The sequence below is a fragment of the Bradyrhizobium sp. DOA1 genome (assembly GCF_001593325.1).
Classification (GTDB): Bacteria; Pseudomonadota; Alphaproteobacteria; order Rhizobiales; family Xanthobacteraceae; genus Bradyrhizobium.
Window position 1 is genome coordinate 3,627,585 of sequence record NZ_JXJM01000001.1, and the last position, 25,637, is coordinate 3,653,221.

The 25,637-nt window shown below is 63.6% G+C and carries 27 protein-coding genes; 5 read left to right on the top strand and 22 right to left on the bottom strand.

Annotation, left to right across the window (positions count from 1 at the left end):
* The 8 genes from SE91_RS17300 to SE91_RS17335 form a co-directional block, all read right to left on the bottom strand.
* The coding region (locus SE91_RS17300) for a tetratricopeptide repeat protein (protein ID WP_061848434.1) at positions 1-575 on the bottom strand (575 nt) is incomplete at its 3' end.
* Positions 576-745: 170 nt separating this feature from the next.
* A complete protein-coding gene (locus SE91_RS17305; RefSeq protein WP_061848435.1) occupies positions 746-2,338 on the bottom strand; it encodes a class I adenylate-forming enzyme family protein in 1,593 nt (530 codons plus the stop codon).
* A gap of 67 nt (positions 2,339-2,405) precedes the next feature.
* The gene (locus SE91_RS17310) at positions 2,406-2,990 is read right to left on the bottom strand and encodes an NnrU family protein (RefSeq protein WP_061848436.1); all 585 of its coding nucleotides are present in this window, start codon (positions 2,988-2,990) and stop codon (positions 2,406-2,408) included.
* Positions 2,991-3,307: 317 nt separating this feature from the next.
* The gene (locus tag SE91_RS17315) at positions 3,308-4,558 is read right to left on the bottom strand and encodes an acyltransferase family protein (protein WP_061848437.1); all 1,251 of its coding nucleotides are present in this window, start codon (positions 4,556-4,558) and stop codon (positions 3,308-3,310) included.
* Complete coding sequence (locus SE91_RS17320; RefSeq protein ID WP_061848438.1) at positions 4,558-4,803, bottom strand: hypothetical protein; 246 nt, start codon at positions 4,801-4,803, stop codon at positions 4,558-4,560. Before SE91_RS17320 ends, SE91_RS17315 begins: the two co-directional genes overlap by 1 nt.
* A 77-nt stretch (positions 4,804-4,880) precedes the next feature.
* On the bottom strand, positions 4,881-5,822 hold the full coding sequence (locus tag SE91_RS17325) for a phytanoyl-CoA dioxygenase family protein (RefSeq protein ID WP_061848439.1): 942 nt from the start codon (positions 5,820-5,822) through the stop codon (positions 4,881-4,883).
* A gap of 249 nt (positions 5,823-6,071) precedes the next feature.
* On the bottom strand, positions 6,072-6,647 hold the full coding sequence (locus SE91_RS17330; protein WP_061848440.1) for a UCP034077 family protein: 576 nt from the start codon (positions 6,645-6,647) through the stop codon (positions 6,072-6,074).
* Positions 6,648-6,742: 95 nt separating this feature from the next.
* Entirely contained in the window at positions 6,743-8,365 is a 1,623-nt protein-coding gene (locus SE91_RS17335) for a peptide chain release factor 3 (protein WP_061848441.1), read from the bottom strand.
* Positions 8,366-8,520: 155 nt separating this feature from the next.
* Here SE91_RS17335 and sugE point away from each other — a divergent pair, with 155 nt between their 5' ends.
* Positions 8,521-8,835: a quaternary ammonium compound efflux SMR transporter SugE gene (gene sugE, locus SE91_RS17340; RefSeq protein ID WP_060735830.1), complete on the top strand. Its 315-nt coding sequence runs from the start codon at positions 8,521-8,523 to the stop codon at positions 8,833-8,835.
* On the opposite strand, the gene SE91_RS17345 is transcribed toward sugE, so the two are convergent.
* The 7 genes from SE91_RS17345 to SE91_RS17375 form a co-directional block, all read right to left on the bottom strand.
* Positions 8,828-9,832 carry an inorganic phosphate transporter gene (locus SE91_RS17345; protein WP_008551977.1) on the bottom strand — a complete coding sequence of 335 codons (1,005 nt, stop codon included), beginning with the start codon at positions 9,830-9,832 and terminating at the stop codon, positions 8,828-8,830. The two genes, sugE and SE91_RS17345, sit on opposite strands and share 8 nt — an antisense overlap.
* An 11-nt stretch (positions 9,833-9,843) precedes the next feature.
* Positions 9,844-10,488: a DUF47 domain-containing protein gene (locus tag SE91_RS17350; RefSeq protein ID WP_008551979.1), complete on the bottom strand. Its 645-nt coding sequence runs from the start codon at positions 10,486-10,488 to the stop codon at positions 9,844-9,846.
* A 154-nt stretch (positions 10,489-10,642) separates the two neighbouring features.
* Positions 10,643-11,611 carry a branched-chain amino acid ABC transporter permease gene (locus SE91_RS17355; protein WP_008551981.1) on the bottom strand — a complete coding sequence of 323 codons (969 nt, stop codon included), beginning with the start codon at positions 11,609-11,611 and terminating at the stop codon, positions 10,643-10,645.
* 1 nt (position 11,612) lies between these two features.
* The gene (locus SE91_RS17360) at positions 11,613-12,476 is read right to left on the bottom strand and encodes a branched-chain amino acid ABC transporter permease (protein ID WP_008551982.1); all 864 of its coding nucleotides are present in this window, start codon (positions 12,474-12,476) and stop codon (positions 11,613-11,615) included.
* A 71-nt stretch (positions 12,477-12,547) separates the two neighbouring features.
* Positions 12,548-13,771, bottom strand: coding sequence for an ABC transporter substrate-binding protein (locus tag SE91_RS17365; RefSeq protein ID WP_060735829.1), 1,224 nt, complete (start codon positions 13,769-13,771; stop codon positions 12,548-12,550).
* A 33-nt stretch (positions 13,772-13,804) separates the two neighbouring features.
* Positions 13,805-14,551, bottom strand: coding sequence for an ABC transporter ATP-binding protein (locus SE91_RS17370; protein ID WP_008551996.1), 747 nt, complete (start codon positions 14,549-14,551; stop codon positions 13,805-13,807).
* Entirely contained in the window at positions 14,544-15,299 is a 756-nt protein-coding gene (locus tag SE91_RS17375; protein WP_008551999.1) for an ABC transporter ATP-binding protein, read from the bottom strand. Before SE91_RS17375 ends, SE91_RS17370 begins: the two co-directional genes overlap by 8 nt.
* A gap of 329 nt (positions 15,300-15,628) precedes the next feature.
* Here SE91_RS17375 and SE91_RS17380 point away from each other — a divergent pair, with 329 nt between their 5' ends.
* Positions 15,629-16,309 (top strand): hypothetical protein, encoded by a 681-nt coding sequence (locus tag SE91_RS17380; protein WP_061848442.1) that lies wholly within the window; start codon positions 15,629-15,631, stop codon positions 16,307-16,309.
* Between the two features lie 26 nt (positions 16,310-16,335).
* Here SE91_RS17380 and SE91_RS17385 read toward each other — a convergent pair whose 3' ends face one another.
* On the bottom strand, positions 16,336-16,689 hold the full coding sequence (locus SE91_RS17385) for an ArsC family reductase (RefSeq protein WP_061851176.1): 354 nt from the start codon (positions 16,687-16,689) through the stop codon (positions 16,336-16,338).
* A 103-nt stretch (positions 16,690-16,792) separates the two neighbouring features.
* On the opposite strand from SE91_RS17385, the gene SE91_RS17390 reads away from it, so the two are divergent.
* Positions 16,793-17,164: a tRNA-binding protein gene (locus SE91_RS17390; RefSeq protein WP_060735826.1), complete on the top strand. Its 372-nt coding sequence runs from the start codon at positions 16,793-16,795 to the stop codon at positions 17,162-17,164.
* Between the two features lie 2 nt (positions 17,165-17,166).
* Here SE91_RS17390 and SE91_RS17395 read toward each other — a convergent pair whose 3' ends face one another.
* The 3 genes from SE91_RS17395 to SE91_RS17400 all read right to left on the bottom strand — a co-directional run bounded on the left by SE91_RS17395 (position 17,167) and on the right by SE91_RS17400 (position 19,150).
* Positions 17,167-17,871, bottom strand: a complete 705-nt coding sequence (locus SE91_RS17395; protein ID WP_061848443.1) for a glutathione S-transferase family protein — start codon at positions 17,869-17,871, stop codon at positions 17,167-17,169.
* A 415-nt stretch (positions 17,872-18,286) separates the two neighbouring features.
* Entirely contained in the window at positions 18,287-18,427 is a 141-nt protein-coding gene (locus SE91_RS36355) for a hypothetical protein (RefSeq protein ID WP_156489657.1), read from the bottom strand.
* 57 nt (positions 18,428-18,484) lie between these two features.
* Complete coding sequence (locus SE91_RS17400) at positions 18,485-19,150, bottom strand: DUF429 domain-containing protein (RefSeq protein WP_061851177.1); 666 nt, start codon at positions 19,148-19,150, stop codon at positions 18,485-18,487.
* Positions 19,151-20,371: 1,221 nt separating this feature from the next.
* Between SE91_RS17400 and SE91_RS17405 the strand changes: the two genes are divergently transcribed.
* Both SE91_RS17405 and SE91_RS17410 read left to right on the top strand, forming a co-directional pair.
* Positions 20,372-21,697, top strand: coding sequence for a vWA domain-containing protein (locus tag SE91_RS17405; RefSeq protein ID WP_061848444.1), 1,326 nt, complete (start codon positions 20,372-20,374; stop codon positions 21,695-21,697).
* 83 nt (positions 21,698-21,780) lie between these two features.
* Positions 21,781-23,121, top strand: a complete 1,341-nt coding sequence (locus tag SE91_RS17410) for an RtcB family protein (protein WP_061851178.1) — start codon at positions 21,781-21,783, stop codon at positions 23,119-23,121.
* Positions 23,122-23,197: 76 nt separating this feature from the next.
* Here SE91_RS17410 and SE91_RS17415 read toward each other — a convergent pair whose 3' ends face one another.
* The 3 genes from SE91_RS17415 to SE91_RS17425 form a co-directional block, all read right to left on the bottom strand.
* Positions 23,198-24,382: a serine hydrolase domain-containing protein gene (locus SE91_RS17415; RefSeq protein ID WP_156489658.1), complete on the bottom strand. Its 1,185-nt coding sequence runs from the start codon at positions 24,380-24,382 to the stop codon at positions 23,198-23,200.
* A gap of 68 nt (positions 24,383-24,450) precedes the next feature.
* Entirely contained in the window at positions 24,451-25,143 is a 693-nt protein-coding gene (locus SE91_RS17420; protein WP_061848446.1) for a GNAT family N-acetyltransferase, read from the bottom strand.
* Positions 25,144-25,147: 4 nt separating this feature from the next.
* Positions 25,148-25,495, bottom strand: a complete 348-nt coding sequence (locus tag SE91_RS17425) for a Lin0512 family protein (RefSeq protein WP_018646107.1) — start codon at positions 25,493-25,495, stop codon at positions 25,148-25,150.
* Positions 25,496-25,637 lie beyond the last annotated feature (142 nt).

Here is a 25,637-nt window from a genome sequence, read left to right on the forward strand (position 1 = left end):
TCGGAGATCGCGTCGAGCCATTTGCGGGCCGCGGTCATATCGTTGTTGCGCCAAGCCGAAAGCGCCAACATTTCGCGGGCGCTGTGGCGGAAGGTCGATTTCGGCGCGGCGGAGGCCTCCAGCCGCTGCTGCATGTCGGCATAGCTCGCGCTATCGAGCACGAGACCGGCGGCCCGGAGCTTGGCCAGATCCTGCCACTCGCCGCCGACGCTGCGATCGGCGGCGATGTCGTCATACATTTTTGTCGCGGCCTTGGGATCGCGGCTGGCGGCCTCGCCCGCAGCGCGGAGCCGCGCCAGGGTGCGATAGCCCGACGGGGCCTTGGCGGCGAGCTCGGTGAAGGCCTTCTCCGCGTCCGCGTGCTTGTCCTGCTCGGACAGCTCGACGGCCTTCTCGAAGGCCGCGCCGGCCTCGGCGGCCTTCTTGGACTCCAGATACTGATAGCCGCGCCAGCCGGCGACGCCAGCGACGATCAGCACCATCAGGACGATGAAGTAGATCGAATACTTGTCCCACAGCTTCTTGAGCTGTTCGCGACGCATTTCCTCGTCGACTTCGCCAAATAAATCAGACACTTATGCCAATCCCATGCCCATTCGGGTGCGCGCGCCAAAGCGTTCGCGTCAGGAATCCCGTTCCCCACGTGGCGGCGAGGTACCCTAACGATATGGCGGTGGCAAGGCAAAGTGAGCCCGATCAAGGCGTTAACCACCCCGGAAAGGCCCGGGAGAACCGCCTGCCCGGCTCAGCTTCCGAGCAGCTCCCGCAGCTGCCGCTTCAGCACCTTGCCATTGGCATTGCGTGGCAACGGCTCGGCCGTAACCGCCAAGGTCTCAGGAACCTTGTAGTCGGACAGCCGCTCCGCGCACCAGGCCCGCAGATCGGTGTCGGCGACCGGGCTGCGGGTCACCACGACGGCGTGGACGCGCTCGCCCAGCACCGGACAGGCCTTGGCGATGATCGCGCTCTCGACCACGGCGGGGTGGCCGGCCAGCACGGATTCGACCTCGGCCGAATAGATCTTCAGGCCGCCGCGGTTGATCATGTCCTTCTGCCGGTCGAACACGCGGACGAAGCCATCGGCGTCGACCGAGCCGAGATCGCCGGAGTGCCAGAATCCGCTGGTGAAACTTTCAGCCGTGGCCTTCGGGTTGTTCCAGTAGCCCTTGATGACGGAGGCGCTCTGGATCCAGAGCTCGCCGATCTCGCCATGAGGCAGCTCGCGCCCGTCCGTCCCCATCGCGACGATGCGCGCGCCGGGGCACGGCAGGCCGACGCTGTCGATATGGCTCTCGGTCAGCTCGCCCGGCATGATCGTCGAGGGCGACGTCGTCTCGGTCGCGCCGTAGCAGTTCATCAGCTTCAGGCCGGGAATCTTCGCCTTGAGCTTCTCGATGGTCGCAACCGGCATCGGCGCGCCGCCGAAGCCGCCGATGCGCCAGCTCGATAGATCGTAGCCGTCGAAATCGGGCTGGAGCAGGCAGAGATTGTACATCGCCGGCACCATCACGGTGTAGGTGACGCGCTCGCGCGCGGCGAGCTTGAGGTAATCGGCGGCCTTGAACTCGGGCATGATGATCAGCGCGCCACCGCAGCGGATCATGGTCGTGATGTTGGCGACGACGCCGGTGACGTGGCCGAGCGGCACCGCCGCGATCGAGCGATCCGCTGCGGTCAATTGCAGGCAGGACACGAACACCATGGAGGAGTGGACGATGTTGCAATGGGCCAGCATCGCGCCCTTTGGCTTTCCGGTCGTGCCCGAGGTGTAGAGGATCATCGCGGTGTCCTCTTCGCTCACCTCGACCGGCGCAGGCGCCGGCGCGTTGTCGGAAAGCGCGGTGAAGCGGGACCGGCCCGGATCGTCATCGATGGCGATGCGATGGATCAGATCGGGCGTATCCTGCGAATCGGGCAACCGCTCGGCGAGCGAGGCCTCGTGGATCAGGATCTTGGCGCCGCAATCGGCGAGCACATAGGCGATCTCCGGCTTTTGCTGGCGCGTGCTGAGCAGCACGGTGACCAGCCCCTCATGGGCGGCGGCGAACAGCAGCAGCGGAAATTCGATGCGGTTGCCGAGCAAAATAGCGACGCGGTCGCCGCGCTGCAGGCCGAGCTTGCGAAAGCCAGCCGCGATCCGCGCGGCCTGCTCCACCGCCTGCCGCCAGCTCAGGCGGACATTGCCGCAGATCAGCGCTTCGCCATCGGCATTGCGATCGCGGGCGTCGGCGATCATCGCCCAAAGACTCGCGGGCCGATCCGCAAATGCCGGCACCACCCGATCGCCGAAGCGCGCCTCGAGCCGCATCGGCGGAATCTGAGAATGCGACCAATCCATCGAAGAACCTCGGCTTGTTGCTCTTGTCAGCTTCCGCGCATGAACGTCCGGGTCTTGTGCTGACCGGCTAGACCCCGATCACGGGGACGCCGATCACGACCGGATGGAACGCGAAGGCCAGCGCCAGGTAAGCGACGACGCCGACCGCGACCGCGATCAGATCGTTGCTGACGCCGCCGACCGGGATCGGCGGTGCGCCGCCGTCGGTGCGACGCTTCAGCGTGATGCGATCATACACCGCCCAGCCGAGGAACGAGCCGAACAGGATGATCGAGCCGAGATCGCCATTGGCGAGCAGATGCGCGGCGGCCCACAGCTTGATGCCCGCCAGCATCGGATGCTTCAGCGTCGCATAGATGCGGCCGCGCAAGTAAGAGGCCACGACCAGGATGACGGCGGGCAGCATAAGTGCGAGCGTGATGTGCTTCATCGCCTTCGGCGGATACCAGACGTCGATCCAGCCGGTGCTGCGGTAATGGGCATAGCCCCAGATGATCAGCGCGAGCCCCGCCAGCGAAACCAGGGAATAGAGGATCTTGTAAGTCCCCTCGCCAAATTTCGCGATCGCCTGCGCGCGCGCCTTGCGTTTCGTCGTGAAGACATGGGCCGCGAAAAACAGCACCAGCCCCAGGACCATCACCAGCAGACCCACAACATCCTCCCCTTCGGCAAGCGCCCCCGCCTCTGAGGTATCATCGATCGGCGGCCGCTCGCAACTCTGACCCCTCATGGTGAGGAGACGCAACGCGCCGTCTCGAACCATGCGGGCCCGGGTCTTGCAGCTCGGCCTCCATCCTTCGAGACGCGCGTGAAGGACGCGCTCCTCAGGATGAGGGGATAGCGCTATTTGCCGAGCTCGCGATTGTCGACATAGCGGATTGCGATCGGCCGTCCCGCGAGCGCGCTGCCGAACCCGCTGGTGAACTTGAGCGGCATCTCAGGAATATGGCGGCCTGCTCGAGCGACTATTCACGTGCTCGCGCTCAACCCGGTGTCCGTCGCCTGCCCTGCCGTCTTCGCGGAAGCTTCGTCGGGCGAGTAACCTTCCGGCGCTGCGCAGCTTTCGAGGTCTTGGCGTCGCTCGGCGCTATCGACAGTGTGCCTCACCTCCCGAGGAGCGAAGCTCGACAACCCGAGGACAGCGGACTGGAGGTTGCGTCCTAACCCCATGCCTGGCTTCTCGACGACGAGATAAAGCATGGTTGCGACAGCCACCGAGAGAGGAACGGTAATCACGACCATTAAAGCGAGCCGCAGGGTCGGATCGGCGGTGACGAGGGAGACGGCTGCTGCTACCAAGATAAGCGCGGGAATATGCGCGACATAGACGGAGTAGGAGATTTGGCCAAGCATGCGTAGTGGCGCCGCCTGCAACAGCCTAATGGGGTTGCAAGCGAGCACGGCAACCAAGACGGCCGCGCCGATGGTCTCTAAACTGTGCTGGGCCAAAAGTCCTAGATTATCCATCGCGCCGAGGTTGATGCGGAGCGCCTCGATAGAGCCCAGGTGCCAACCCGAGAATGATCGCGGGCCGATCACGGCGTGAGCGAAGACGAGCAGGATCGCGCCTCCGATGCCCCAGTAACGTTCAAGGCGAAACTGGACCTTCTCGACCAGCCCGAAGGCCAGCACGCCGGCGGCGAAACTGAACAGCAACATGTTCGTCATCACCCAAAGCGGAACGAGATGGGTGGGCCAGAACTGCAGGCCGAAGCAGAGAATCAGCGCCAGCGGTGCGTTGAGCAACATAAGCGGCAACACTATGCTGCCGACGATTTCGACGTGCAGGGTCCAGTAGACCGGGTTGATACCGTTGTTCGCAAAGAGAAGAGAGCCAGGCAGCTGATCGGTCGACGCGGTGAACGCCGGCCTCAACCAACCACTCAAGGGCAAGTCGGGTACCCATTGGCGAGTCAGGGCCGCGACAAGAAGGGCTATGATGAGGCCAACCCACGCCAGCGGGAATATGCGGAACAGCCGACGTACATAGTAACCGGTCACAGCTCGAAAGGAGTAGCCATCGAACGAACTCGCCAGCACGAAACCGCTGAGGACGAAGAATAAAATGACCGGCGCTCTCCCGCTGATCGGGATGAGCAACAGGTTCTGGAAGCCAACCGAGAACTCTGGCGTCCAAGTGACCACGCAATGAACAAGGATCACCATAAGCGCGGCCAGTCCGCGCAAAGGTTCCAAAGCCGGAAAGTATCTCTTCTCCATCACGCCGATTGGCCAAGACGGTCTATCGCAGCGAGCGCGGCATCGGGGCCGAGCTCGTTGGGAGCATTGCCGTACTGTACCACCATGTAATCGGGACGCTTATCGTGACCTTCAGCCAGCTGTCGGACCTTGATCGACGCGTCGGAGACCAGGCTCCCCATGGCTTTACTGGCCGCGATCTCACCGGCCTTGAGAGCCCAGAAGTAGTCTGGTGTGAGGCTGATCACCTTGTGCAGCGCCTGCACGACGAGCCGTGGATCGGTCGCTCTGGAGGCAAAGAGCAGATATCGGTCTTCTGCGAAAGGCAGCGCGTCGAATGCCTTCAGGATTCAGCGTGCCGCCGTTGGTCGAGTATCCCGCCCGTCCCCTCCAGTTCGATGATCAGGTCGATGGCCGATCCAACACCCGGAACCACATCGAAGTTACGGGAGCTCAGGAAACCCTGACGGTAATGCCCGTTGTCGTCGTGACAGTCGACAGCAACTCGGAAGTCGACGGACTGGCGCCTGCCGCCCGATGAGGCAATGGGCGACGTGTGAAGTTGCTCGCCGTGGAAGAGCACTGCGTCGCCAAAGGCAAGCGTGAACTCCGCGTGCTTGCCGAGCGCCGCGAGCGCCTCCGGAGTGCAGTTCTGGTCGAATATGGGCTCCCGGTACAGGTGAGGATAGACGCGCAGGATTCCGTCCGCATCCGCGTCATGGAGGGGAAACCACATGTTGAACTGAAACAGGTGGTGCGGCCGGTTGAAGTCGCGATGGATGTTCGCCGGCGCGGGCATAAAAATCTCACTCAGCCCAGCCGGGGTCGCTCGCTGAAAATCCGTGCCCTCGAAACGACCCGACGCCTTGGCTGCGTCTACGATCTGCAGCGGTAGAACCAACCGCGGTATGCCGCCGTCGTAAAGCGTCGGATCTGGCAGTTTCATCGCAGAGAAGAAGTCGTGGAAAAGCCGAGACCACAATCGCTTCGAACGGAAATCCTTAATGGCGTGGCTGAGCCCGTGCAGCGCGTCCAGAGAGGGCGCAGCCCCAGTACGGTAGAACAGTTCGAGCTCGGGCGCGGCCTTAGGACCCGCGAGTTCGATCATTTTCAAACGCCCGGCTTTGATCGGTTCGATGTTCCGGACAAGCACGACTTGGCCGGACCGCAGCGCGCCAAACACATCAATGCGGCCGTTCAGGACGTCCGAATACTCGGCATCGACCGACGGCGCCCAGTCCTCGGACGGCTTCCCGAAAAGCCGCTTAGCGATGTTGCGCAGCATATTTGTCCCCCAGGGATGCCTGCTTCAACAACAACACATTAACCGGTGACGGTTCAAGGTGCCCCTCCCTTCGGCAAGCGCCCCCGCCTCTGAGGTATCATCGATCGGCGGCCGCTCGCAACTCTCACCCCTCATGGTGAGGAGACGCAAAAGCGCCGCCTCGAACCATACAGGCCCGGGTCTTGCAGCTCGGCCTCCATCCTTCGAGACGCGCGTGAAGGACGCGCTCCTCAGGATGAGGGGATAGAGCTATTTGCCGAGCTCGCGATTGTCGACATAGCGGATAGCGATCGGCCGTCCCGCGAGCGCGCCGCCGAGTCCGCTGGTGAACTTCAACGGCAGGCAGGCCTTGAGCGATGAATTGATCGCGCTGAGATAGGTGGTTCTGATCTCGACGGGCACGCCCGCGGTCGCGTATGTGAGACGCGGCGGGCCGATCAGGCCGCCTGCCTTGTTGAAGCTGAAGCGCACCGACATCTGCATGCCTGCACGCGCATTGTCCGATGGCGGCGACCAGCAGCTGCGCAGCTCGGCGAAGAGGTCGCCGATGGTGTCGAGATCGTGATCGGGCCTTTGGTATTTGGCGCGGTCGGCCTCGGACGGCACGCTCTGGATCGTGAGCTGGAGGTTCTGGCCATAGGGGTAGTCGATCTCGGGAATGCAGGGGCCGGGCTCGAGCGGACTGCAATAAGACGGTGTGCAGGGCCGGCCGTCGAGCACGCTGCACGGCTCGTGCGCGAACGGGATCGGATTGATCTGCCGCGGCCTCGCGTCGGCTGCGGCTGATGTCGCAAGCGGGAGGAGAATGAGGATGCTGCGCCACATGCTTTGAGCTCACCCTGCCGTCTTCACAGACGTGGCGTCGTCAATGGCCGCGTCAAGCCCACTGCTGTTCACATGCGCGCGCGCGAGCGGGCGCACTACCCCTTCTTCTTGACGTCCTTGACGTTGGTGAACTCGATGCCCTCGGCGCGTTCCCTTGTGTAGCCGAGATAGAACTCGTTCCGGGCCAGATAGACGGGATCGCCGTCGACGTCGTCGGCGATGCTCGACGTATTGGCGGCGATGAAGGTGTCGAGCTTCTTGCGGTCCTCCGAAGAGACCCAGCGCGCCAGCTGGAACTCGCTGATTTCGAACTCCACCGGCAGCGAATATTCCGCCTCGAGACGCGCCTTGAGCACGTCGAGCTGCAGCGCGCCGACGACGCCGACCAGCGCCGGCGCACCGTCGCGCGGCCGGAACACCTGCACCACGCCCTCTTCCGACATCTGCTGCAGCGCTTCCTTCAGCTTCTTCGCCTTCATCGCATCGGTGAGACGAACGCGGCGGACGATTTCCGGCGCAAAGCTCGGCACACCGACGAAGTTGAAATCCTCGCCCTCGGTCAAGGTGTCGCCGATGCGCAGCGTGCCGTGATTGGGAATGCCGACGACGTCGCCGGCGAAGGCTTCGTCCGCGACCGAACGATCCTGCGCGAAGAAGAATTGCGGGCTCGACAGCGGCATGCTCTTGCCGGTGCGCACGAGCTTGGCCTTCATGCCGCGGCTGAGCTTGCCCGAGCAGAGCCGCGCAAACGCGATGCGATCGCGATGGTTCGGGTCCATGTTGGCCTGGATCTTGAACACGAAGGCGCTCATGCGCGGATCGGTGGCCTCGACCTTGCGCTGGTCGCTGTCCTGCGCGCGCGGCTCGGGCGCGAAGCTGCCGAGGCCCTCCAGGAGGTCGCCGACGCCAAAATTGCGCAGCGCGCTGCCGAAATAGACCGGCGTCAGATGACCTTCGCGGAACGCTTCCAGCTCGAACGGCTTCGACGCCTCGGTGACGAGCTCGAGCTCGTCCTTCACCGCGGATACGTCGAGGTTCGCATTCAGCTTGGCGAGCTCTTCGATCTCGATCTGCTGCGCCGCGCCGGTCTTGGCGCCGCCGCCTTCGAGCAGGCGCACGCCGCCGTTGACGACGTCATAGGTACCGAGGAAGTCGCGGCCGCGGCCGACCGGCCAGGTCATCGGCGTGCTGTCGAGCGCCAGCGTCTTCTCGATCTCGTCGAGCAGTTCGAAGACGTCGCGGCTCTCGCGGTCCATCTTGTTGATGAAGGTGATGATCGGGATGTCGCGCAGGCGGCACACCTCGAACAGCTTCCGGGTCCGCGCCTCGATGCCCTTGGCGGCGTCGATGACCATGACTGCGGAATCGACCGCGGTGAGCGTGCGGTAGGTGTCTTCCGAAAAGTCCTCGTGGCCCGGCGTGTCCAGGAGATTGAAGACGAGGCCTTCGAATTCGAAGGTCATCACCGAGGTCACGACCGAGATGCCGCGCTCGCGCTCGATCTTCATCCAGTCCGACCGCGTGTTGCGCCGCTCGCCCTTGGCCTTGACCTGGCCGGCGAGATTGATGGCGCCGCCGAACAGCAGCAGCTTCTCGGTCAGCGTGGTCTTGCCGGCGTCGGGATGGGAGATGATCGCAAAGGTCCGTCGCCGCGCCACTTCGGCGGCAAGCGGAGAACGGGCCGGCGATTCGGCTGCTGTGGTGGCGATGTCGGACATGGCGGGAGCGTTTGGCAGGGAAAATGGGCCTGATCAAGCCTCATTTGGTGATTGCAGGGCCTTCCGGCCAGCCCCATATCGGCCCTTGGGAGGGACGACCTTCCCGTTTCTCAGCACCTCAGCGGGGACGACCCTGCCTTGAATGGAGGGTCGTCATGGCCTGGAGCATCCTGTTCGTCGCCGGTCTTCTCGAAATCACCTGGGCGATCGGGTTGAAATACACCGAGGGCTTTAGCCGGCTTGTTCCGTCCGTCGTCACGCTGGCGGCCATGGCCGGCAGCGTCATCCTGCTCGGGCTCGCGCTCAAATCACTGCCCGTGGGAACCGCCTACGCGGTCTGGACCGGGATCGGCGCGGTCGGCACCGCGACGCTCGGCATCTTTCTGTTCGGCGAGCCGGCGACCGCCCTCCGGCTTGCCAGCATCGGGCTGATCGTTGCCGGCATCATCGGGCTGAAGCTCGTCACTTGACGAGTTGGACCACCCACCAGGTCAGCGCGGCGACGATTGCCGAGGCCGGGATCGTGATCACCCAGGCATAGACGATGGAGCTGGCGACGTTCCAGCGCACCGCCGAGACGCGGCGGGCGGCGCCGACGCCGACGATGGCACCGGTGATGGTGTGGGTGGTCGAGACGGGAACGCCGAGGAATGTCGCCATGAACAGGGTCACGGCGCCGCCGGTTTCGGCGCAGAACCCCTGCATCGGCGTCAGCTTGGTGATGCGCAGGCCCATGGTGCGCACGATGCGCCAGCCGCCCATCAGCGTGCCCAGCGCCATCGCGGCCTGGCAGGACAGCACCACCCAGAACGGCACTGAGAATTCGCTGCCGAGATGGCCCTGCGAGTAGAGCAGCACGGCGATGATGCCCATGGTCTTCTGCGCGTCGTTGCCGCCATGGCCGAGCGAATAGAGCGAGGCGGAGGCGAATTGCAGGATGCGGAAGGCGCGATCCACCGCGAACGGCGTCGAGCGCACCGAGGCCCAGGATACGATCGCCACCAGCAGCATCGCGAGCAGGAAGCCCACGAGGGGCGACAGCACGATGGCCAGCACCGTCTTGGACAATCCGCTCCACACCGCCGCCGAAATGCCCGCCTTGGCGAGACCGCCGCCGACGAGCCCGCCGATCAGCGCATGCGACGACGAAGACGGGATGCCCAGTGCCCAGGTCACGAGGTTCCAGACGATGGCGCCGACGAGTGCTGCAAAGATCACCTGGGCATCGACCACGGCGGGATCGATGATGCCTGTGCCGATGGTCTGGGCGACGTGCAGCCCGAACACCAGGAAGGCGATGAAATTGAAGAACGCAGCCCAGAACACCGCGAATTGCGGCCGCAGCACACGGGTCGAGACGATGGTCGCGATCGAATTGGCGGCGTCATGCAGGCCGTTCAGGAAGTCGAACAGCAGCGCGACGGCGATCAAGCCGACCAGGATGGGGAGACCCAACGCAGCATCCACGGCGGCCCGCCCTACACTTGCTCGATGACGATGCTGTTGATCTCATTGGCCACGTCGTCGAAGCGGTCGGCCACCTTTTCGAGATGGTCATAGATCTCGACCCCGACGATGAAATCCATCGCATTGCCGTCGCGATGCTTGAGGAACAGCTCCTTCAGGCCGATGTCGTGGAGATCGTCGACGCGCCCCTCCAACTTGCCCAGCTCTTCCGTGATCGCGGTCAGCATGGCGACGTTCGGGCCGATCGACTGCATCAAAGGCAGCGCGCGTCCGACCAGATTGGCGCATTCGATCAGGAGCCCACCGATCTCGCGCATCGGCGGCTCAAAGGTGCGGACTTCGAACAGCATCACCGCCTTGGCGGTCTGCTGCATCTGGTCGATGGCATCGTCCAGCGACGTGATCAGGTTCTTGATGTCGCCGCGGTCGAACGGGGTGATGAAGGTGCGGCGCACCGCCGTCAGCACCTCACGGGTGATGTTGTCGGCATCGTTCTCGAACTGGTTGACCCTCTGGCAATAGACCGGCGTCTCCTCGCCTCCGTTCAGCATGCCCTGGAGCGCGATCGCGCCCTGGATCACGGTCTGGGCATGACGGTCGAACAGGTCGAAGAAGCGTTCTTCCTTGGGCAGGAAAGCACGAAACCATCGCATCATGGGGATAGGCTACCGGCTGGAAATGGTCAGGCCCGAACGGGCTGTCATGAAACTGTCATAGACCATTTTCGATCCGCGCGCGTGTCATCTCGCGCGCGGAGCCGGATCATCCACCGCTTTCCAGCGGCGAGTAAATCGAAGTCAAATCAGCTACTTAGAGCGACCGCCGGAAGTAATGCGCAATTTCGCCGATGACACCGCGGCGGAAGGTGAGCACGCAGACCACGAAGATCGCGCCCTGGATCACCGTCACCCATTGGCCAAACCCCGCCAGATATTGCTGCATGGCGATGATCACGAAGGCGCCGACCACGGGACCAAAGATGGTGCCAAGACCGCCAACCAGCGTCATCAGCACGACCTCGCCCGACATCGACCAGTGCACGTCGGTGAGTGAGGCGTTTTGTGCCACGAACACCTTCAGCGCACCGGCAAAGCCGGCCAGCGTGCCCGACAGGACGAAGGCCAGGAACTTGTACTGGTCGGTGCGGTAGCCCAGCGAGATGGCGCGCTGCTCGTTCTCGCGGATCGACTTCAGCACCTCGCCGAACGGGGAGTTGATGATGCGGAAGATCAGGAGGAAGCCGGCAAGGAAACTGACCAGCACCACGTAATAGAGCACCGTCGGCTTGGAGAGGTCGAGCACGCCGAACATGCGCCCCTGCGGGATGCCCTGGATGCCGTCCTCACCATGGGTGAACGGGGCCTGGAGATAGATGAAGTACAGGAGCTGCGACAGCGCCAGCGTGATCATCGAGAAATAGATGCCCTGGCGGCGGATCGAGATGTAGCCGGTGATGATCGACAGCGCGAACGCCGCGACGACACCGACGAGGATGCCGAGCTCGGGTGGCAGCGCCCACACTTTCAGCGCATGCGCGCTGCAATAGCCCGCCGTTCCCAGGAACATCGCGTGGCCGAACGACAGCAGGCCGCCATAGCCGACCAGTAGGTTGAAGGCACAGGCGAGCAGCGCGAAGCACAGCGCCTGCATCACGAAGAACGGGTAGACTCCCGTGAACGGCACCGCCGCCAGCAGCAGCGCCATCACCACGAAAACGATCATCTCGTCGCGCATGGCGCGAGGACTTACCGGCAGCGTGTCGTCCGTCAGGGTCGTCATATCAGGCTGCCCTTCCCGTCAATCCCGTTGGCTTCACCAAGAGCACCAGCACCATCAGCACGAACACGACGGTGTTGGAGGCCTCGGGATAGAAATATTTGGTCAGGCCCTCGATCACGCCGAGCGCAAAGCCGGTGATGATGGAGCCCATGATCGATCCCATGCCGCCGATGACGACCACCGCGAACACGACGATGATGAGGTCGGCGCCCATCAGCGGCCGCACCTGGTTGATCGGTGCCGAGAGCACGCCGGCGAGCGCGGCAAGGCCGACGCCGAGACCGTAAGTCAGCGTGATCATGCGCGGCACGTTGATGCCGAAGGCGCGCACCAGCGTCGGATTTTCAGTGGCGGCGCGCAGGTAAGCGCCGAGCTGCGTCTTCTCGATCAGGAACCAGGTCGCAAGGCACACTACCAGCGAGAACACGACGACCCAGCCGCGATAGATCGGCAGGAACATAAAGCCGAGATTCATGCCGCCCTTGAGCTGGTCCGGAATGGCGTAAGGCAGGCCCGAGGAGCCGAAATAGTTCTGGAAGACGCCCTGCACGATCAGCGCGATGCCGAAGGTCAGCAGCAGGCCGTAGAGGTGATCGAGCCCGGTCAGCCATTGCAGCATGGTCCGTTCCAGGATCATGCCGAAGATGCCGACGATAATCGGCGCCAGCAGCAACGCCCACCAATAATTGATGCCGCCGAGGTTCAACAGGAAATAGGCGACGAACGCGCCCATCATGTAGAGCGCACCGTGGGCGAAGTTGATGATGTTGAGCATGCCGAAGATCACGGCAAGTCCGAGACTGAGCAGCGCGTAGAACGAGCCGTTGATCAGTCCCACCAGTAGCTGAGCGTAAAGAGCCTGCATCGATCCCGCACCCGGTCCCTTCGGCGTTCCCTAGAGCTGCCCGCCGGCTCGCGGCCGGCGGGCTGTTGGTCTTACTTCTTGAGCAGCGCGCACTTGCTCTCGGACAGCGGCGTGAACGCCTGGTCGCCCGGCACCGTGCCGACGAGCTTGTAGAAATCCCACGGCCCCTTGGACTCCGAGGGCTTCTTGACCTCGAAGAGGTAGGCGCTGTGGATGGTGCGGCCGTTGGGCTGAATCTCGCCCTTGCCGAACAGGTCGTCCTCGGTCGGCATCGACTTCATCTTCTCGACGATCTTGACGCCGTCATGCGGGTTGCCGCCCAGCGCTTCCAGTGCCTTGAGGTAATGACGAACACCCGAATAAACGCCGGCCTGCACCATGGTCGGCGGCGCATTGTTCTTCATCTTCTCCGCGAAACGCTTGGAGAACGCCCGGGTCTGATCGTTCATGTCCCAATAGAACGTCTCTGTGAAGTTGAGGCCCTGTGCCGTCTCCAGACCGATGGCCTTGACGTCGGTGAGGAACAGCAGCAGTGCCGCGAGCTTCTGACCGCCCTTGACGATGCCGAACTCGGCCGCCTGCTTGATCGTGTTCGTGGTGTCGCCGCCGGCATTGGCAAGACCGATGATCTTGGCCTTGGAGGCCTGCGCCTGAAGCAGGAACGAGGAGAAATCCGGCGTGTTCAGCGGATGCTTGACGCCACCCACCACTTTGCCGCCATTCGCAGTGATGACAGCCGTGGTGTCGCGCTCGAGCGCGGCGCCGAAGGCGTAGTCGGCTGTCAGGAAGAACCAGGTGTCACCGCCGGCCTTCACCAGCGCCTGGCCGGTGGTATGGGCCAGCATGTAGGTGTCGTAGGTCCAGTGCACCGTGTTGGGCGAGCACTGTGCGTTGGTGAGGTCGGAGGTCGCCGCACCCGAATTGATGTAGACGCCGTTCTTCTCCTTGACGACGTTGTTGACGGCCAGCGCGACGCCCGAGTTCGGCACGTCGACGACGATGTCGACCTTGTCGACGTCGAACCATTGCCGCGCGATCGTGGTCCCGATGTCGGGCTTGTTCTGGTGGTCACCCGAGATGATGTCGATCTTCCAGCCCTTCGCCGCCAAGCCGGAATCCTCGACGGCCATTCGTGCCGCCAGCGTCGAGCCCGGTCCGCCGAGGTCCGCGTAGAGCCCGGACTGATCCGACAGCGCGCCGATCTTGACGGTCTTGTCCTGCGCGGATGCAACGCCTGCCGCGGCGAAGGTCAGCGCGGTAGTCAGCAGCAATGACGCAATCGACCTGGTGTTCATGCAACTTTCCTTTTTCAATTCTTCTTTGGCGTTCTAGACGCCGAGATAGGTGTGGAGCTTGTCCATGTTGGCGGCAAGCTCGGCGTTGGAAAACCCGTCAATGATCTTGCCGTGCTCGACCACATAGTAACGGTCGGCGACGGTCGATGCGAAGCGGAAGTTCTGCTCGACCAGGAGGATGGTGAAGCCCTCCTTCTTGAGCCGCGCAATGGTGTGGCCGATCTGCTGGATGATGACGGGCGCAAGGCCCTCGGTCGGTTCGTCCAGCATCAGGAAGCTCGCGCCGGTGCGCAGAATGCGCGCGATCGCCAGCATCTGCTGCTCGCCGCCCGACAGCTTGGTGCCCTGGCTCTTGAGCCGCTCCTTCAGGTTCGGGAACAGATCGAAGATCTGATCGAGCGGGAGTCCGCCTTCCCGGACCACCGGCGGCAGCATCAGATTCTCCCGCACGTCGAGGCTGGAGAATATCCCCCGCTCCTCCGGGCAGAACGCGATGCCCATCCGCGCGATCCTGTCGGAGGTCGCGCGGATGATGTCCTGGTTGTTGAATTTCACGGAGCCGGTACGCTTGCCGATGATGCCCATGATCGACTTCAGCGTGGTCGTCTTGCCGGCGCCGTTGCGCCCGAGCAGGGTGACGACCTCGCCCGCATTCACGTCGAAGTTGATCCCGTGCAGGATGTGGGACTCGCCGTACCAGGCTTCCAGGTTGCGGACTTGAAGGATGTTTCCACCGGTCGCAGCCTTTACCGGAGCCTCGGCGATCGCAGTGTCAGGCATGACCGGCTCCCAGATAGGCTTCCTTGACGCGCTCGTCCTTGGTGAGCTCCGAGTAATGGCCCTGCGCGAGCACCTGCCCGCGCGTCAGCACGGTGATGATGTCGGAGAGATTGGCCACGACGCTCAGATTATGCTCGACCATCAGGATGGTGTATTTCGCGGAGATGCGCTTGATCAGCGCCGCGATCTTGTCGATGTCCTCGTGGCCCATGCCGGCCATCGGCTCGTCCAGCAGCATCATCTCAGGGTCGAGTGCCAGCGTCGTTGCGATCTCCAGTGCGCGCTTGCGCCCGTAGGGCATCTCGACTGCGGGCGTGTTGGCAAACTCGCTGAGGCCGACATCGTTCAACAGCTCGCGCGCGCGGTCGTTGAAGCGGTTGAGCACGGATTTCGAACGCCAGAAGTCGAACGAGGAGCCGTGCTGGCGCTGAAGCGCAACGCGGACGTTCTCCAGCGCGGTGAGATGCGGAAATACCGCCGAAATCTGGAACGAACGAACCAGACCCATGCGGGCCACGTCGGCCGGCGCCATCGCCGTGATGTCCTGCCCCTTGTACAGAATCTTCCCGGCAGACGGTTTGAGGAACTTGGTCAGAAGGTTGAAGCAGGTCGTCTTGCCGGCCCCGTTCGGGCCGATCAACGCATGGATGCTCCCACGGCGAACCTTGAGCGCAACGTCGCGTACGGCGAAGAAGCCCGCGAACTCCTTGGTCAAGCCTTCCGTTTCGAGAATGAACTCATCAGCCAAACAGATTTCCCCCTGCCCGCGCAACGCGCTGGCCGCGCGTGGCTGTCCTTGTTTACTTCGGCTTTCCGGAGGTCTTGGAGCCTATCCTTGGAGCCCATCCGGAACGCCGCCTCCGGGCGCGGAATATGCCGGAGGTGACGGGGGTTAGGCAAGGCGGAAAGCTGAGCAGATCAGGCCTCCGACTGGGATACAAATGCTCCCTTAGTCGGAGATGTTTGATGCGCCTGCCCGGCCTCCCGGTTCGCAAAAGCACCGGTCGTCAAGTCGTCGTTAACGGTCTTTCGTCCCGCGCGCCAGCCTTCATAGAAAATTTTCCCGCGGCGAGGATCATGTGCGGGCTTTTGAATGCCGGGAATATTGTTTTGGATTTCGCAAGCGCCGCGCCCTCCGTCGTCAAGTCGATCAGGCAGCGTGATCTCCTGAACACGTGGCTGCGACTTTATGCGCGCCAGCAGGTCGCACCGGCGATCTGGGAGTACCAGCCCGCGCGCCTCGAGGAAGAGCTGTCCGATCTCATCTATTACACGGTGGATGGCTCGGGGCCGACACCGCACCTGATCATCCAGAGCGAAAACACGCGCATCTCGCGCGCCTATGGGCACACCGGCAAAGGCATCCTGCTGCACGACTATGTCGGACCGCGGCTCGCCCCCTTCGTAATGCCCGCCTATCATGAATGCGTCGCGCGCGGGCTTCCGATCTACAGCGTTGCCGATGTCGACGATAGCTACGGACGCATCGTCGCCTATGAGCGGCTGCTGCTGCCGTTCCTGACCGAGGACAAGGTCAGCCATATCATCGCGTCGGTGAAGACCTTCTGCGAGGACGGCGGCTTCGAGATCAAGAACCTGATGCGCGGAAATGACGCGCCACCGCGTCCCCGGCTACGCGCCGTGATCGATCGCGACCTGTTTCATCGCGCCCCTGGCCGCATCGCGGCGGCGGACGTGGTCGAGCTTGCCGACCAGTCCAGCTCAAGCGTTCCCGCCGAAATTATCGAACTGAACTAACGGTCGGCGCGGCCCGGCACCGAAGTTTATTTGGTCCTGACTTCCTTGGCGTAGATGTCCGGCTTGAAGCCGACCAGCAGCTTGCCGCCGATTTCCAACACCGGCCGCTTGATCATCGATGGTTGCGCTAGCATCAACGCCAGCGCCTTCTTCTCGCTCAGGCCTTCCTTGTCGGAATCGGGCAGCTTCTTGAAGGTCGTACCGGCGCGATTGAGCAACGTCTCCCAGCCGACCTTGTCGCTCCACTGCTTGAGCTTGTCCTTCTCCACTCCCGCCGTCTTGTAGTCGTGAAACTCGTAAGCGACGCCACGGCTGTCGAGCCATGCGCGCGCCTTCTTCATGGTGTCGCAGTTCTTGATGCCGTAGATGATGTTGGGCAAATCGTTCCTCGCGCATGCGTGATGCTTCGGCTGCGGCGTTGTACGAAACTCCGGTTCGCGCGACAATATTGCGAACCACGCCAGACCTCCAAACGGACAGATCATGCACGTCACCCACGATCCTGCAGCCGCCACATCGCCGACCATCGATTTCAACAGCTTCCTCGCGGTCGATATCCGCGTCGGCACCATCGTCGACGCAAAACCGTTTCCGGAGGCGCGCAAGCCGGCCTGGCGATTGTGGATCGACTTCGGCCCTGCGATCGGCGTGCGCAAGAGCTCGGCGCAGATCACCGAAAATCATCCGCTGGAGACGCTGGTCGGGCAACAGGTCGCCGCCGTCGTCAACTTCCCGCCACGCCAGATCGGGCCCGTCGTCTCCGAGGTGCTGACGCTCGGCTTTCCCGATGCCGACGGAAAGGTGGTGCTTGTGCAGCCGAGCAAGCCCGTGCCGAACGGCGGACGGCTGTTCTAGCCTCAGGGCCGCTGCGGAATGTTGAGTCCGCGCTGCACCGCCGGACGCGCAAGGCCGCGTTCGAGCCAGGCACCGACCGACTTGAACTGGGTGAATTCGACCAGATCGCCCGCGCCGTAGAAGCCGATGAGATTGCGCACCCAGCCGAGCATGGAGATGTCGGCGATGGTGTAGTCGTCATCCATGAACCATTGCCGGCCGGCGAGATGCGTCTCCATCACGCCGAGCAGGCGCTTGGCTTCGTCGACGTAGCGGTCACGGGGCCGCTTGTCCTCGAAATCCTTGCCGGCGAATTTGTGGAAGAAGCCGACCTGACCGAACATCGGCCCGATGCCGCCCATCTGGAAGTACACCCATTGGATGGTCTGGTAGCGACGCGCGGCGTCCACCGGCAGCAGCTTGCCGGTCTTCTCTGCGAGGTATTGCAGGATCGCGCCGGACTCGAACAGCGGCAGCGGCCTGCCGCCGGGGCCGTTGGGATCGAGGATCGCCGGGATTTTGCCGTTGGGATTGAGCGAGAGGAACTCGGCCGTCTTCTGGTCGTCCTTGCCGAAATCGACGAGATGGACCTCGTAAGGCAATCCGATCTCTTCCAGCATGATCGAGACCTTGACGCCGTTGGGTGTCGGCAAGGAGTAGAGCTGAAGCAGCTCGGGATGCTTGGCCGGCCAGCGCGTGGTGATGGGAAAGGCGAACAGATCGGACATCGGGACCTTCGGAGCATGGACTGAGGCGCGCCCAATCTAGGCAAGACGCCGCACGGCGCAAGTCGCTCTTCGTCCCGTGGAAGGCTTAAGGCGGCAGCGTTGCCAACGCCACGATCGGGGTCCTCACTTGATACTGCAGTCGATACTCAGTGAACCGCTGGCCCGTGATCAAAAGCAGAGCCGTAAAGGCAATCGCGAGCATCGCGGTTGCCCACTGGCAGACGTCGTACATGGTCTTTGTCCCTCAGCAGCCATTGCTTAAACGTCTGCTGAAATGCCATGTTCCTGATCCGACCGAAAATATTGCTACTTTTTCCCGCATTGTGGAAGAAGCCTGCGCACTGTTCCGCTGCTGCGCGAGGGGACCATTGCGCCTTCCATGCGTTGTCAGCGGATGAGCATCGAGAAGCGCGCCCTACTCGACCATGCCGAGCGTTGTCGCCGTGTCGCCGGTGAGCTTGCGCATCGCGACGCCGCGCAGCGATTGCAGGCGATGGCCGAGGAGTACGAAAAAAGAGCAGCAAGCCTCGATGAGGACGATGTTCGTCTGCAGCATACTCATCATCGTCGCGGCTACAATGGAAGCGGAAGCGATCGCGAGGGATAAGCCGCTTCAGTAGTTGATCTCCATCCGCAAGCCGCGCGGATCGGTCTTGCCATCGCCGACGGTGTGCGTGCTGTCGCGTGCCGCGACCGCGCACGCACAGGCATCGATGAGATCGTCGCGGCCGATGCCGGTGCCGTGGCGCAGCGTCAGCCATCTTTCGATGCTGGTGAAGCCTCGATCTTTCAGCAGGGCAATGCGCTGCTCGCTCCCGCGCGCCGACGTCTTCGGCTCGAGCCGAACGCGGCCGGCCAGATTCCAGAAGATCAATTCGGGATGCGCTTCGCCGACCGTCGCCTGCCGCGCGGGCGTCATGACGTCGTCGACTTCCTTGAGCTTGTCCCTGATGTTCCAGAGCTGCGCCGACACGCCCCTGCCCCTGCCTTCCTGCTTCCAATAATGGCGATTGGCCGCGGCCATGTCGGCAAACGTCCAGAGGTCGCGGCGCGCGCCGAGAAATACGGAGGCGCCGATCAGCTCACGCGCCCGCCAATCGCAGGCGCGATACCCGCTCCACTCCAGACCGATCGGCATGTCGATCATCGCGCGTGCATGCGGCATCGCGAGCAGGCGCGTCAGGCCCGGCGAATAATCGAAGCCGTGATCGCCGCGCGCGTCGATCCAGGCTGCGACCCAGCCGAAGCGAAATCCATCGAGCCCAAGATAGTTCGGCACGACAGGTGTCTTGTCGTCGGTGTCCTGCAATTTTCACACGCGCTTCGCTTGACATCCGCAAGTTGCAGGCGTATGTCCCGCGGCCTCGCGAATACTTCCGTTCGCGACAGACCATGAACCGAGCGATGTCGAACCGCTACGAAAGAATTGTCCGCATGCCGAATAGCCCCAAGCTATTCGATGTCGCATGCCCGGCTCATGGGAGCGATCTTGCCTGACCGCAAGATCGACCGTCCGCTTCTCACGGACCCTCCCGAGCCTGCCGCTCCGGAGGGTTTTTTGTTGCCCGCCGCGCGGCTCAACCGAACATCCCGGCATTGGCCGGAACGGGAGACCCGGATCCCGGGGCTCGCGCTGAGAAGGCGCGTGCCCAAGTGCGCGGGGCCTGCCGGAGGGAACGAGGCGATGAGCCGGACACCGATGGCAGAGCGAACCCAGAGGGTTCGCAAATTGCGGCGCGTCGATAGCGCCGCGATAGAATTTTCTTGAAATCGGTTGGCCGCAATGATCGCGGCTCAACCGATGCTGGTGGTGAAGATCTCGGATACTTCTCCGCAAGGCAAAGCGGGTATGCCTCCCGCCTTTGACACACGCACCGGGATGCGGCCTCGGAAAAGGTACGCACGCGGCCCGGCGCAGGATCTGTCCGCAAGGACAGCTTCTGCGTTGTCGTCACTGAAAGCCGATATCGCCCGTTCCCCAGCAACCCATCAACGGCCGGTGTGAAAGCACCGGCCTGGCGGTGGTGAAGATGACTGTTACTTCGGTTAGAGCGCCGTGCTGGCTTGCCAGAACGGAGGTCGCGGGTTCGTCTCCCGCCGGCTGAAATGCCGTAGCTCAGTTTGCCCGACAGGGCAGCAACAGCATCGCCCGTTCCCCGCCAACCCCATCACGGTCCGTGGTGAAGATGTCTGTTACTTCGACTGATAATCGAGAGGTCGCGGGTTCGAATCCCGCCCGGTGTACTATGCACCGGTAGCTCAGAGGATAGAGCGCTACCTGGCCTGCAGGGTAAGCTGCAGGCCGGGGTCTCAGCATCGCCTGTTCCCGGATCGTGTCTTTCTCGTCTCCACCGCCGGTGGTGAAGAGCGCTGTTACTTCGGTGTCGGAGGTTCGAATCCTCCCGGACGTCAGTCCGTAGCTCAGCGGATAGAGCACGAACAGCCTCGTTTGTTCCCCGGCACCCGTTTCATTCCCCCATCAACCCGAGAGGAGGCCGTCATGGTCAGGCTCAACAAGATCGTTCGCGCCTTCACGCGTGAGGGCGCCCGCGCCATTCGCTTCACGCCCGAGATGGAGCTGAAGCGGGCGCTGATGAACTGCCTCTTATGGGAGGACCAGTTCTACGAGGACGGCGTTGCGATCGCCGACCGCATCAAGACGCTGGTGCCGAAGGTCGCGCCTGCGCGCGTCGCGCAGCTTGCGATCGAGGCGCGCGACGTGATGAAGCTGCGGCATGCGCCGCTGCTCGTCGTCCGCGAGATGGCGCGCAACGAAAAGCACCGCGCCCTCGTTGCCGACACGCTTGCCCAGGTGATCCAGCGTCCCGACGAGATGACGGAGCTGCTCGCGATCTACTGGGCGGATGCGCTCGGCCCTCAGCAGCAGCGCAAGCGTCAGCCGGTCTCCGCGCAGGTCAAGAAGGGCCTTGCCCGCGCGCTGACCAAGTTCGACGCCTACCAGCTCGCCAAATGGGACCGCGACGGCGCGGTGCGGATCAGAGACGTGCTGTTCCTGGTACACGCCAAGCCGAAGGACGCCGAGCAGGAGAAGGTGTGGAAGCAGCTCGTCGATGGCGAACTCGCTTCCCCCGACACCTGGGAGGTCTCGCTCTCGGCCGGCAAGAGCAAGCGCGAGACCTTCGAGCGGCTGATCGCCGAGAAGAAGCTCGGCGGCCTGGCGCTGCTGCGCAATCTGCGCCTGATGCAGACGGCGCAGTTCCCGCGCGAGACCATCGCAGGCGCGATCGAGGCGATGCGGACGGATCGTATCCTTCCCTACCGCTTCATCACGGCGGCGCGTTATGCGCCGGACTTCGAGCCCGAGCTCGAAGCTGCGATGCTCAAGTCGGTCAAGGACCATGTCCGGTTCCCGGGCCGCACCCGGCTCCTGATCGACGTATCGGGCTCGATGTTCGCGACGCTCTCCGCGCAGTCGGAAATGACACGCGCGGAGGCGGCGTGTGGCCTTGCCATCCTTGCCCGCGAAATCTGCGACGAGGTCGAGATCTTCACCTTCAGCAATGAGGTCGTGAAGGTCCCGCCCCGCCGCGGCTTCGCACTGCGGGACGCGATCATCAACTCGCAAGCGCATGGCGGGACCTATCTCGGCAAGGCCGTCACGGAGATCGACCGCAAGGGCGATCGCCTGATCGTCTTCACCGACGAGCAGAGCCACGACCAGGTGCCCCAGCCCAAAGCACTGGGCACCATGGTCAACGTGGCCTCGTATCAGCACGGTGTAGGCCACGGTGCCTGGACCCGCGTCAACGGCTTCTCCGAGGCCGTGGTCGCGTGGATCGCAGCATCCGAGACGGCGTTGAATTGATGCGCGACGACAACGGCCCCGGACGCGGAACACCGCGCTCGGGGCCAGCGAATTCTCCAAGATGTGAAGCAGGAATGAAGACCATGCGACGACCCGATCCCTACATGGAACGCGCCCGCGAGCTCTGCCTCGCCGCCGGCATCGATCCCGACTCGCGCGTCGGCGAAGGACGCGGCCAGCCGGCCTGGTGCCTGTACAAGGATGCCGCGCGCAAGGAGCATCTGGCGCGCGAGGCCAACGCCACCGCGAGCTCGATCGCCGAGTTCCGGATGCAGGACGCCCGCTTCGAGAATGCGCCGCTGAAGGTCTTCGGTCCGCACGAGGACGCGACCATCGCGCAGATGCGCAACTGCATGGCTGTCGGCAATGTCGTGTCCGGCGTGATCTGCGCCGATGGCCATCTCGGCTATGCGCAGCCGGTGGGCGGGGTCATCGCCTATGAGAAGCAGATCAGCATCTCCGGCGTCGGCTTCGATATCGGCTGCGGCAACATGGCGGCTCGGCTCGACACGCGCTTCGACGACATCGCAGGTCTCGTCCCGACGATCATCCGCGACGTCGCCAGGACCATCTCGTTCGGCGTGGGCCGCGCCAACGCCGAGCGGGCCGAGCACGATCTGTTCGACGACGGCGATGCCTGGCGCGAGAGCGACATGGAGTCCTACCGCCAGAAAGCGGTGAGCCAGCTCGGCACGGTCGGATCGGGCAACCACTATGTCGACCTCATGCGCGACGAAGAAGGCTTCGTCTGGATCGGCGTCCATTTCGGCAGCCGCGGTCTCGGACATACCTCCGCGACGCGCTACCTCAAGGCCGCCGGCGGCAAGGACGGCATGAACGTTCCGCCCGCGGTGGTCGACGAGGATAGCGAGCTCGGCCGCCGCTACATCGCGGCGATGCAGCTCGCCGGGCGCTATGCCTATGCGGGCCGCGAGTGGGTGGTCGAACGCGTCCGCCAGATCATCGGCGGCAGCGTGACCGACAGCGTGCACAACCACCACAATTATGCCTGGCGTGAGACCCACGACGGGCGTGATCTTTGGGTGGTGCGCAAGGGCGCGACGCCGGCGTTTCCCGGCCAGAAGGGATTCGTCGGCGGCTCCATAGGCGACGACGCGATCATCCTCGAAGGCGTCGATAGTCCGGAAGCCAAGGCCTCGCTCTACTCGACCGTGCACGGCGCTGGCCGCCTGTTCGGGCGGAGAGAGGCGAAGCGGCGCTTCTCGCGTGCGGAGATGGACCAGTGGCTCAACGAGCGCGGCGTCACCTTGATCGGTGCCGACCTCGACGAGAGCCCGATGGCCTATCGCCGCCTGCCCGACGTGCTGGCGCAGCACGCCGGCACCGTGCGCGTGCTGCATACGCTGCGGCCGTTCGCCGTCGCCATGGCCGGCGAAGGCGAGTTCGATCCGTGGAAGGACTGACGAGACAAAAGGCGGGAGGCGATTGCCTCCCGCTGGTGTCGCGGCACGGATCGGCGAGCCAAATCTCCCCTTCGCGTCAAGCTCCAACGGCCTGATAGGCCAGGCGCTTGAACTCGAAGAAGAACGGATTCCAAAAACCCATGTAGCGCTGCGCCATCAGCACGCCGGCAGTGTTCGCTTCAGGGCATATCCACCAATGGGTGCCGGCAAGGCCGCCCCATTGGAATTCACCGGTGGAGTTCGGGGGATCGAACGGCGTCGGCGCGAAGGTGACGGCGCCGCCGAGACCAAAGCCCTTGCCGGGGATCGGCCCGAGATTGGCGAAGCGGATCGTCCGGCCTGCCGGCAGCTGGTTCGTCATCATCAGCCGCAGCGTCTCCGGCTTCAGCAGCGCGTCGGAACCGGGCAGCAGCGCGCGCACCAGCGCGAGCATGTCGGGCAAGGTCGAGACCAGCCCGCCGCCGCCCGACAGCCGCGGCAGCGGCCTCCGATAGGCCTGCGGATAAGGCAGATGGTCGGCCCGGGTCAGGCCGGGCTTCATGGGATCGAGCACGTCGGCGCCGTTATAGAGTGCGACCAGCCTGCCCTGCTGCTGTTCAGGGACGTAAAAGCCGGTATCGGTCATGCCGAGCGGATCGAAGATCCGCGCTTTGAAGAAGGCGTCGAGCGGCTGGCCGGAGACGACTTCGACGACACGGCCGAGCACATCCGTTGCCACCGAATATTCCCAGGCCTCGCCGGGATGGTAGGACAGCGGCAGATCGGCAAGCTTGTCGATCATGTCGGAGAGCGGCGTCAGCGGATTGAGCACGCGCGCCTCGTTATAGCCTTTGAACAGCACCGTGCCGGGATCGAAGATTCCGTAGCTGAGACCCGATGTGTGAGTCAGAAGCTGACGGATCGTGATCGAGCCTTTTGCGGGCTCGACATCCGCGAGGCTCGAAGCGCCCCGCTTCAGCACCTTGCGATTGCCGAGCTGCGGCAGGAATGTCTCGACGGCATCGTCGAGCCCGATGCGGCCTTCCTCGACGAGCAGCATGATCGCGCACGTGACGAAGATCTTTGTGTTCGAGAATGCGCGGAAGATATGGTCGGGCCGCAGCGGTGTCTTCGCTTCGCGATCGGCAAAGCCGACGCATTGCTGGTTGACCACCTCGCGCCCGCGCAGCACCGCCCAGGACGCGCCCGGTATGATCTCCTGATCGACGTAGCGCTGCATCGCCGTCCGTGCGGCGGAAAAATCGGGTGTCCTGGCGTCCATGCGTTTCCCCAATGATGGCTCGGATGGATATAGCGCGAATTCGCCGGGGAGGAAGCCCGCGGCCAAGCTTATTCCAGCTTCATCAGCACGGTGATGTGCAGGCGACGGCGGATCGTCATGCCTTGCCGCTGGTACAGCGCAATGGCGGACGTGTTGTGGGAGAATACGTGCAGGAATGGAAACTCGCCGCGCGCCTCGATCTGGCGCGCGACCGCCGCGAGCAGCGCCTGCGCATAGCCGCGGCCGCGATAGTCGGGATGGACGCAGACGGCCGTCATCTCGGTGAACTTGCCCGGCTTCATCCGTTCGCCGGTCATCGCAACCAGCTCACCGCCGATGCGGATGCCGAGGAACGTACCGAGCTGGTGCGTCCTCGCCGCGAACGGCCCGGGCTTGGTCAGCTCCGTCAGCGCCATCATGGCCGGCACGTCGGCGGCGCCCAACGTGACGATCTCGGCGTCGCGCAGCGGGCTATCGGCCGGCGAGCCGATCATCTGCTCGCCGGTCTCGGCGAGCACGACCTTGAAGGCGGCGGGCACGTCGACCGGCTCAGGCGTGAACAGCACGGCGACCTGCGAGCCCGACATTAGATCGCCGAGTGCGGCAAAGCTCGCCGCGGACATGTCGATCATGTCGGCAAACGGCGTCATGTCGACGGGATAGCGCAGCGCGCGCGGGCCACCCTCGGCCAGATGCTTGTGGCTGGTCGTCAGCGCGCTCCAGATCGGACGATCCAGCAGCGCCTCATCGCTGTCGTGCACCGACCTAGTCCTTGTCGAAGCTGACGATGACGGCGGCGTTGGCGATCAGGATCGGATCGTTGGCCACTTCCGTCGCGGAAGGAATCTCCAGCCCGCCCTTGACGGCAGTGACGGTCACGGTGCCATAGGGCAGCTCCTTCGCAACGGCTTCCTTGTCCACCGCTTCGGGGTTGGGCACGCCGATCGTGACGTCGACGAACATGTCGTTCGCGGTCTTGCCGATCATCCGGAAGAAGCCGAGGCTCGAATGCCTGATGGCATCCGACACCGCACGCTTCGCCGCCTTGGTGGCATCCCTGCCGTGGACGTCGACGCCCATGCCCATTTCGGTGACACAACGAACGCGGGTCATTTCATGTTCCTGTGATTGGTTGAACTACGTTGATGCAGGTTGTTATCGCATTTTGACCGATCGACAAACTCCGTCATTGCGAGGAGCGAAGCGACGAAGCAATCCAGAGCGCCTCTGCGGAAAACGCTGGATTGCTTCGCTG

Excerpts from the sequence above, each read along its gene's own strand:
- SE91_RS17330 (WP_061848440.1), bottom strand. The coding sequence starts at position 6,647 with ATGTGGCGCAGCATCCTCATTCTCCTCCCGCTTGCGACATCAGCCGCA.
- SE91_RS17370 (WP_008551996.1), bottom strand. The coding sequence starts at position 14,551 with ATGCCTGACACTGCGATCGCCGAGGCTCCGGTAAAGGCTGCGACCGGT.
- SE91_RS17425 (WP_018646107.1), bottom strand. The coding sequence starts at position 25,495 with ATGACCCGCGTTCGTTGTGTCACCGAAATGGGCATGGGCGTCGACGTC.
- SE91_RS17315 (WP_061848437.1), bottom strand. The coding sequence starts at position 4,558 with ATGGAGAAGAGATACTTTCCGGCTTTGGAACCTTTGCGCGGACTGGCC.
- SE91_RS17350 (WP_008551979.1), bottom strand. The coding sequence starts at position 10,488 with ATGATGCGATGGTTTCGTGCTTTCCTGCCCAAGGAAGAACGCTTCTTC.
- SE91_RS17335 (WP_061848441.1), bottom strand. The coding sequence starts at position 8,365 with ATGTCCGACATCGCCACCACAGCAGCCGAATCGCCGGCCCGTTCTCCG.
- SE91_RS17415 (WP_156489658.1), bottom strand. The coding sequence starts at position 24,382 with ATGGACGCCAGGACACCCGATTTTTCCGCCGCACGGACGGCGATGCAG.
- SE91_RS36355 (WP_156489657.1), bottom strand. The coding sequence starts at position 18,427 with ATGCTGCAGACGAACATCGTCCTCATCGAGGCTTGCTGCTCTTTTTTC.
- SE91_RS17390 (WP_060735826.1), top strand. The coding sequence starts at position 16,793 with ATGCACGTCACCCACGATCCTGCAGCCGCCACATCGCCGACCATCGAT.
- SE91_RS17355 (WP_008551981.1), bottom strand. The coding sequence starts at position 11,611 with ATGACGACCCTGACGGACGACACGCTGCCGGTAAGTCCTCGCGCCATG.
- SE91_RS17360 (WP_008551982.1), bottom strand. The coding sequence starts at position 12,476 with ATGCAGGCTCTTTACGCTCAGCTACTGGTGGGACTGATCAACGGCTCG.
- SE91_RS17305 (WP_061848435.1), bottom strand. The coding sequence starts at position 2,338 with ATGGATTGGTCGCATTCTCAGATTCCGCCGATGCGGCTCGAGGCGCGC.
- SE91_RS17405 (WP_061848444.1), top strand. The coding sequence starts at position 20,372 with ATGGTCAGGCTCAACAAGATCGTTCGCGCCTTCACGCGTGAGGGCGCC.
- SE91_RS17380 (WP_061848442.1), top strand. The coding sequence starts at position 15,629 with ATGTGCGGGCTTTTGAATGCCGGGAATATTGTTTTGGATTTCGCAAGC.
- SE91_RS17395 (WP_061848443.1), bottom strand. The coding sequence starts at position 17,871 with ATGTCCGATCTGTTCGCCTTTCCCATCACCACGCGCTGGCCGGCCAAG.
- SE91_RS17325 (WP_061848439.1), bottom strand. The coding sequence starts at position 5,822 with ATGCTGCGCAACATCGCTAAGCGGCTTTTCGGGAAGCCGTCCGAGGAC.
- SE91_RS17365 (WP_060735829.1), bottom strand. The coding sequence starts at position 13,771 with ATGAACACCAGGTCGATTGCGTCATTGCTGCTGACTACCGCGCTGACC.
- sugE (WP_060735830.1), top strand. The coding sequence starts at position 8,521 with ATGGCCTGGAGCATCCTGTTCGTCGCCGGTCTTCTCGAAATCACCTGG.
- SE91_RS17410 (WP_061851178.1), top strand. The coding sequence starts at position 21,781 with ATGCGACGACCCGATCCCTACATGGAACGCGCCCGCGAGCTCTGCCTC.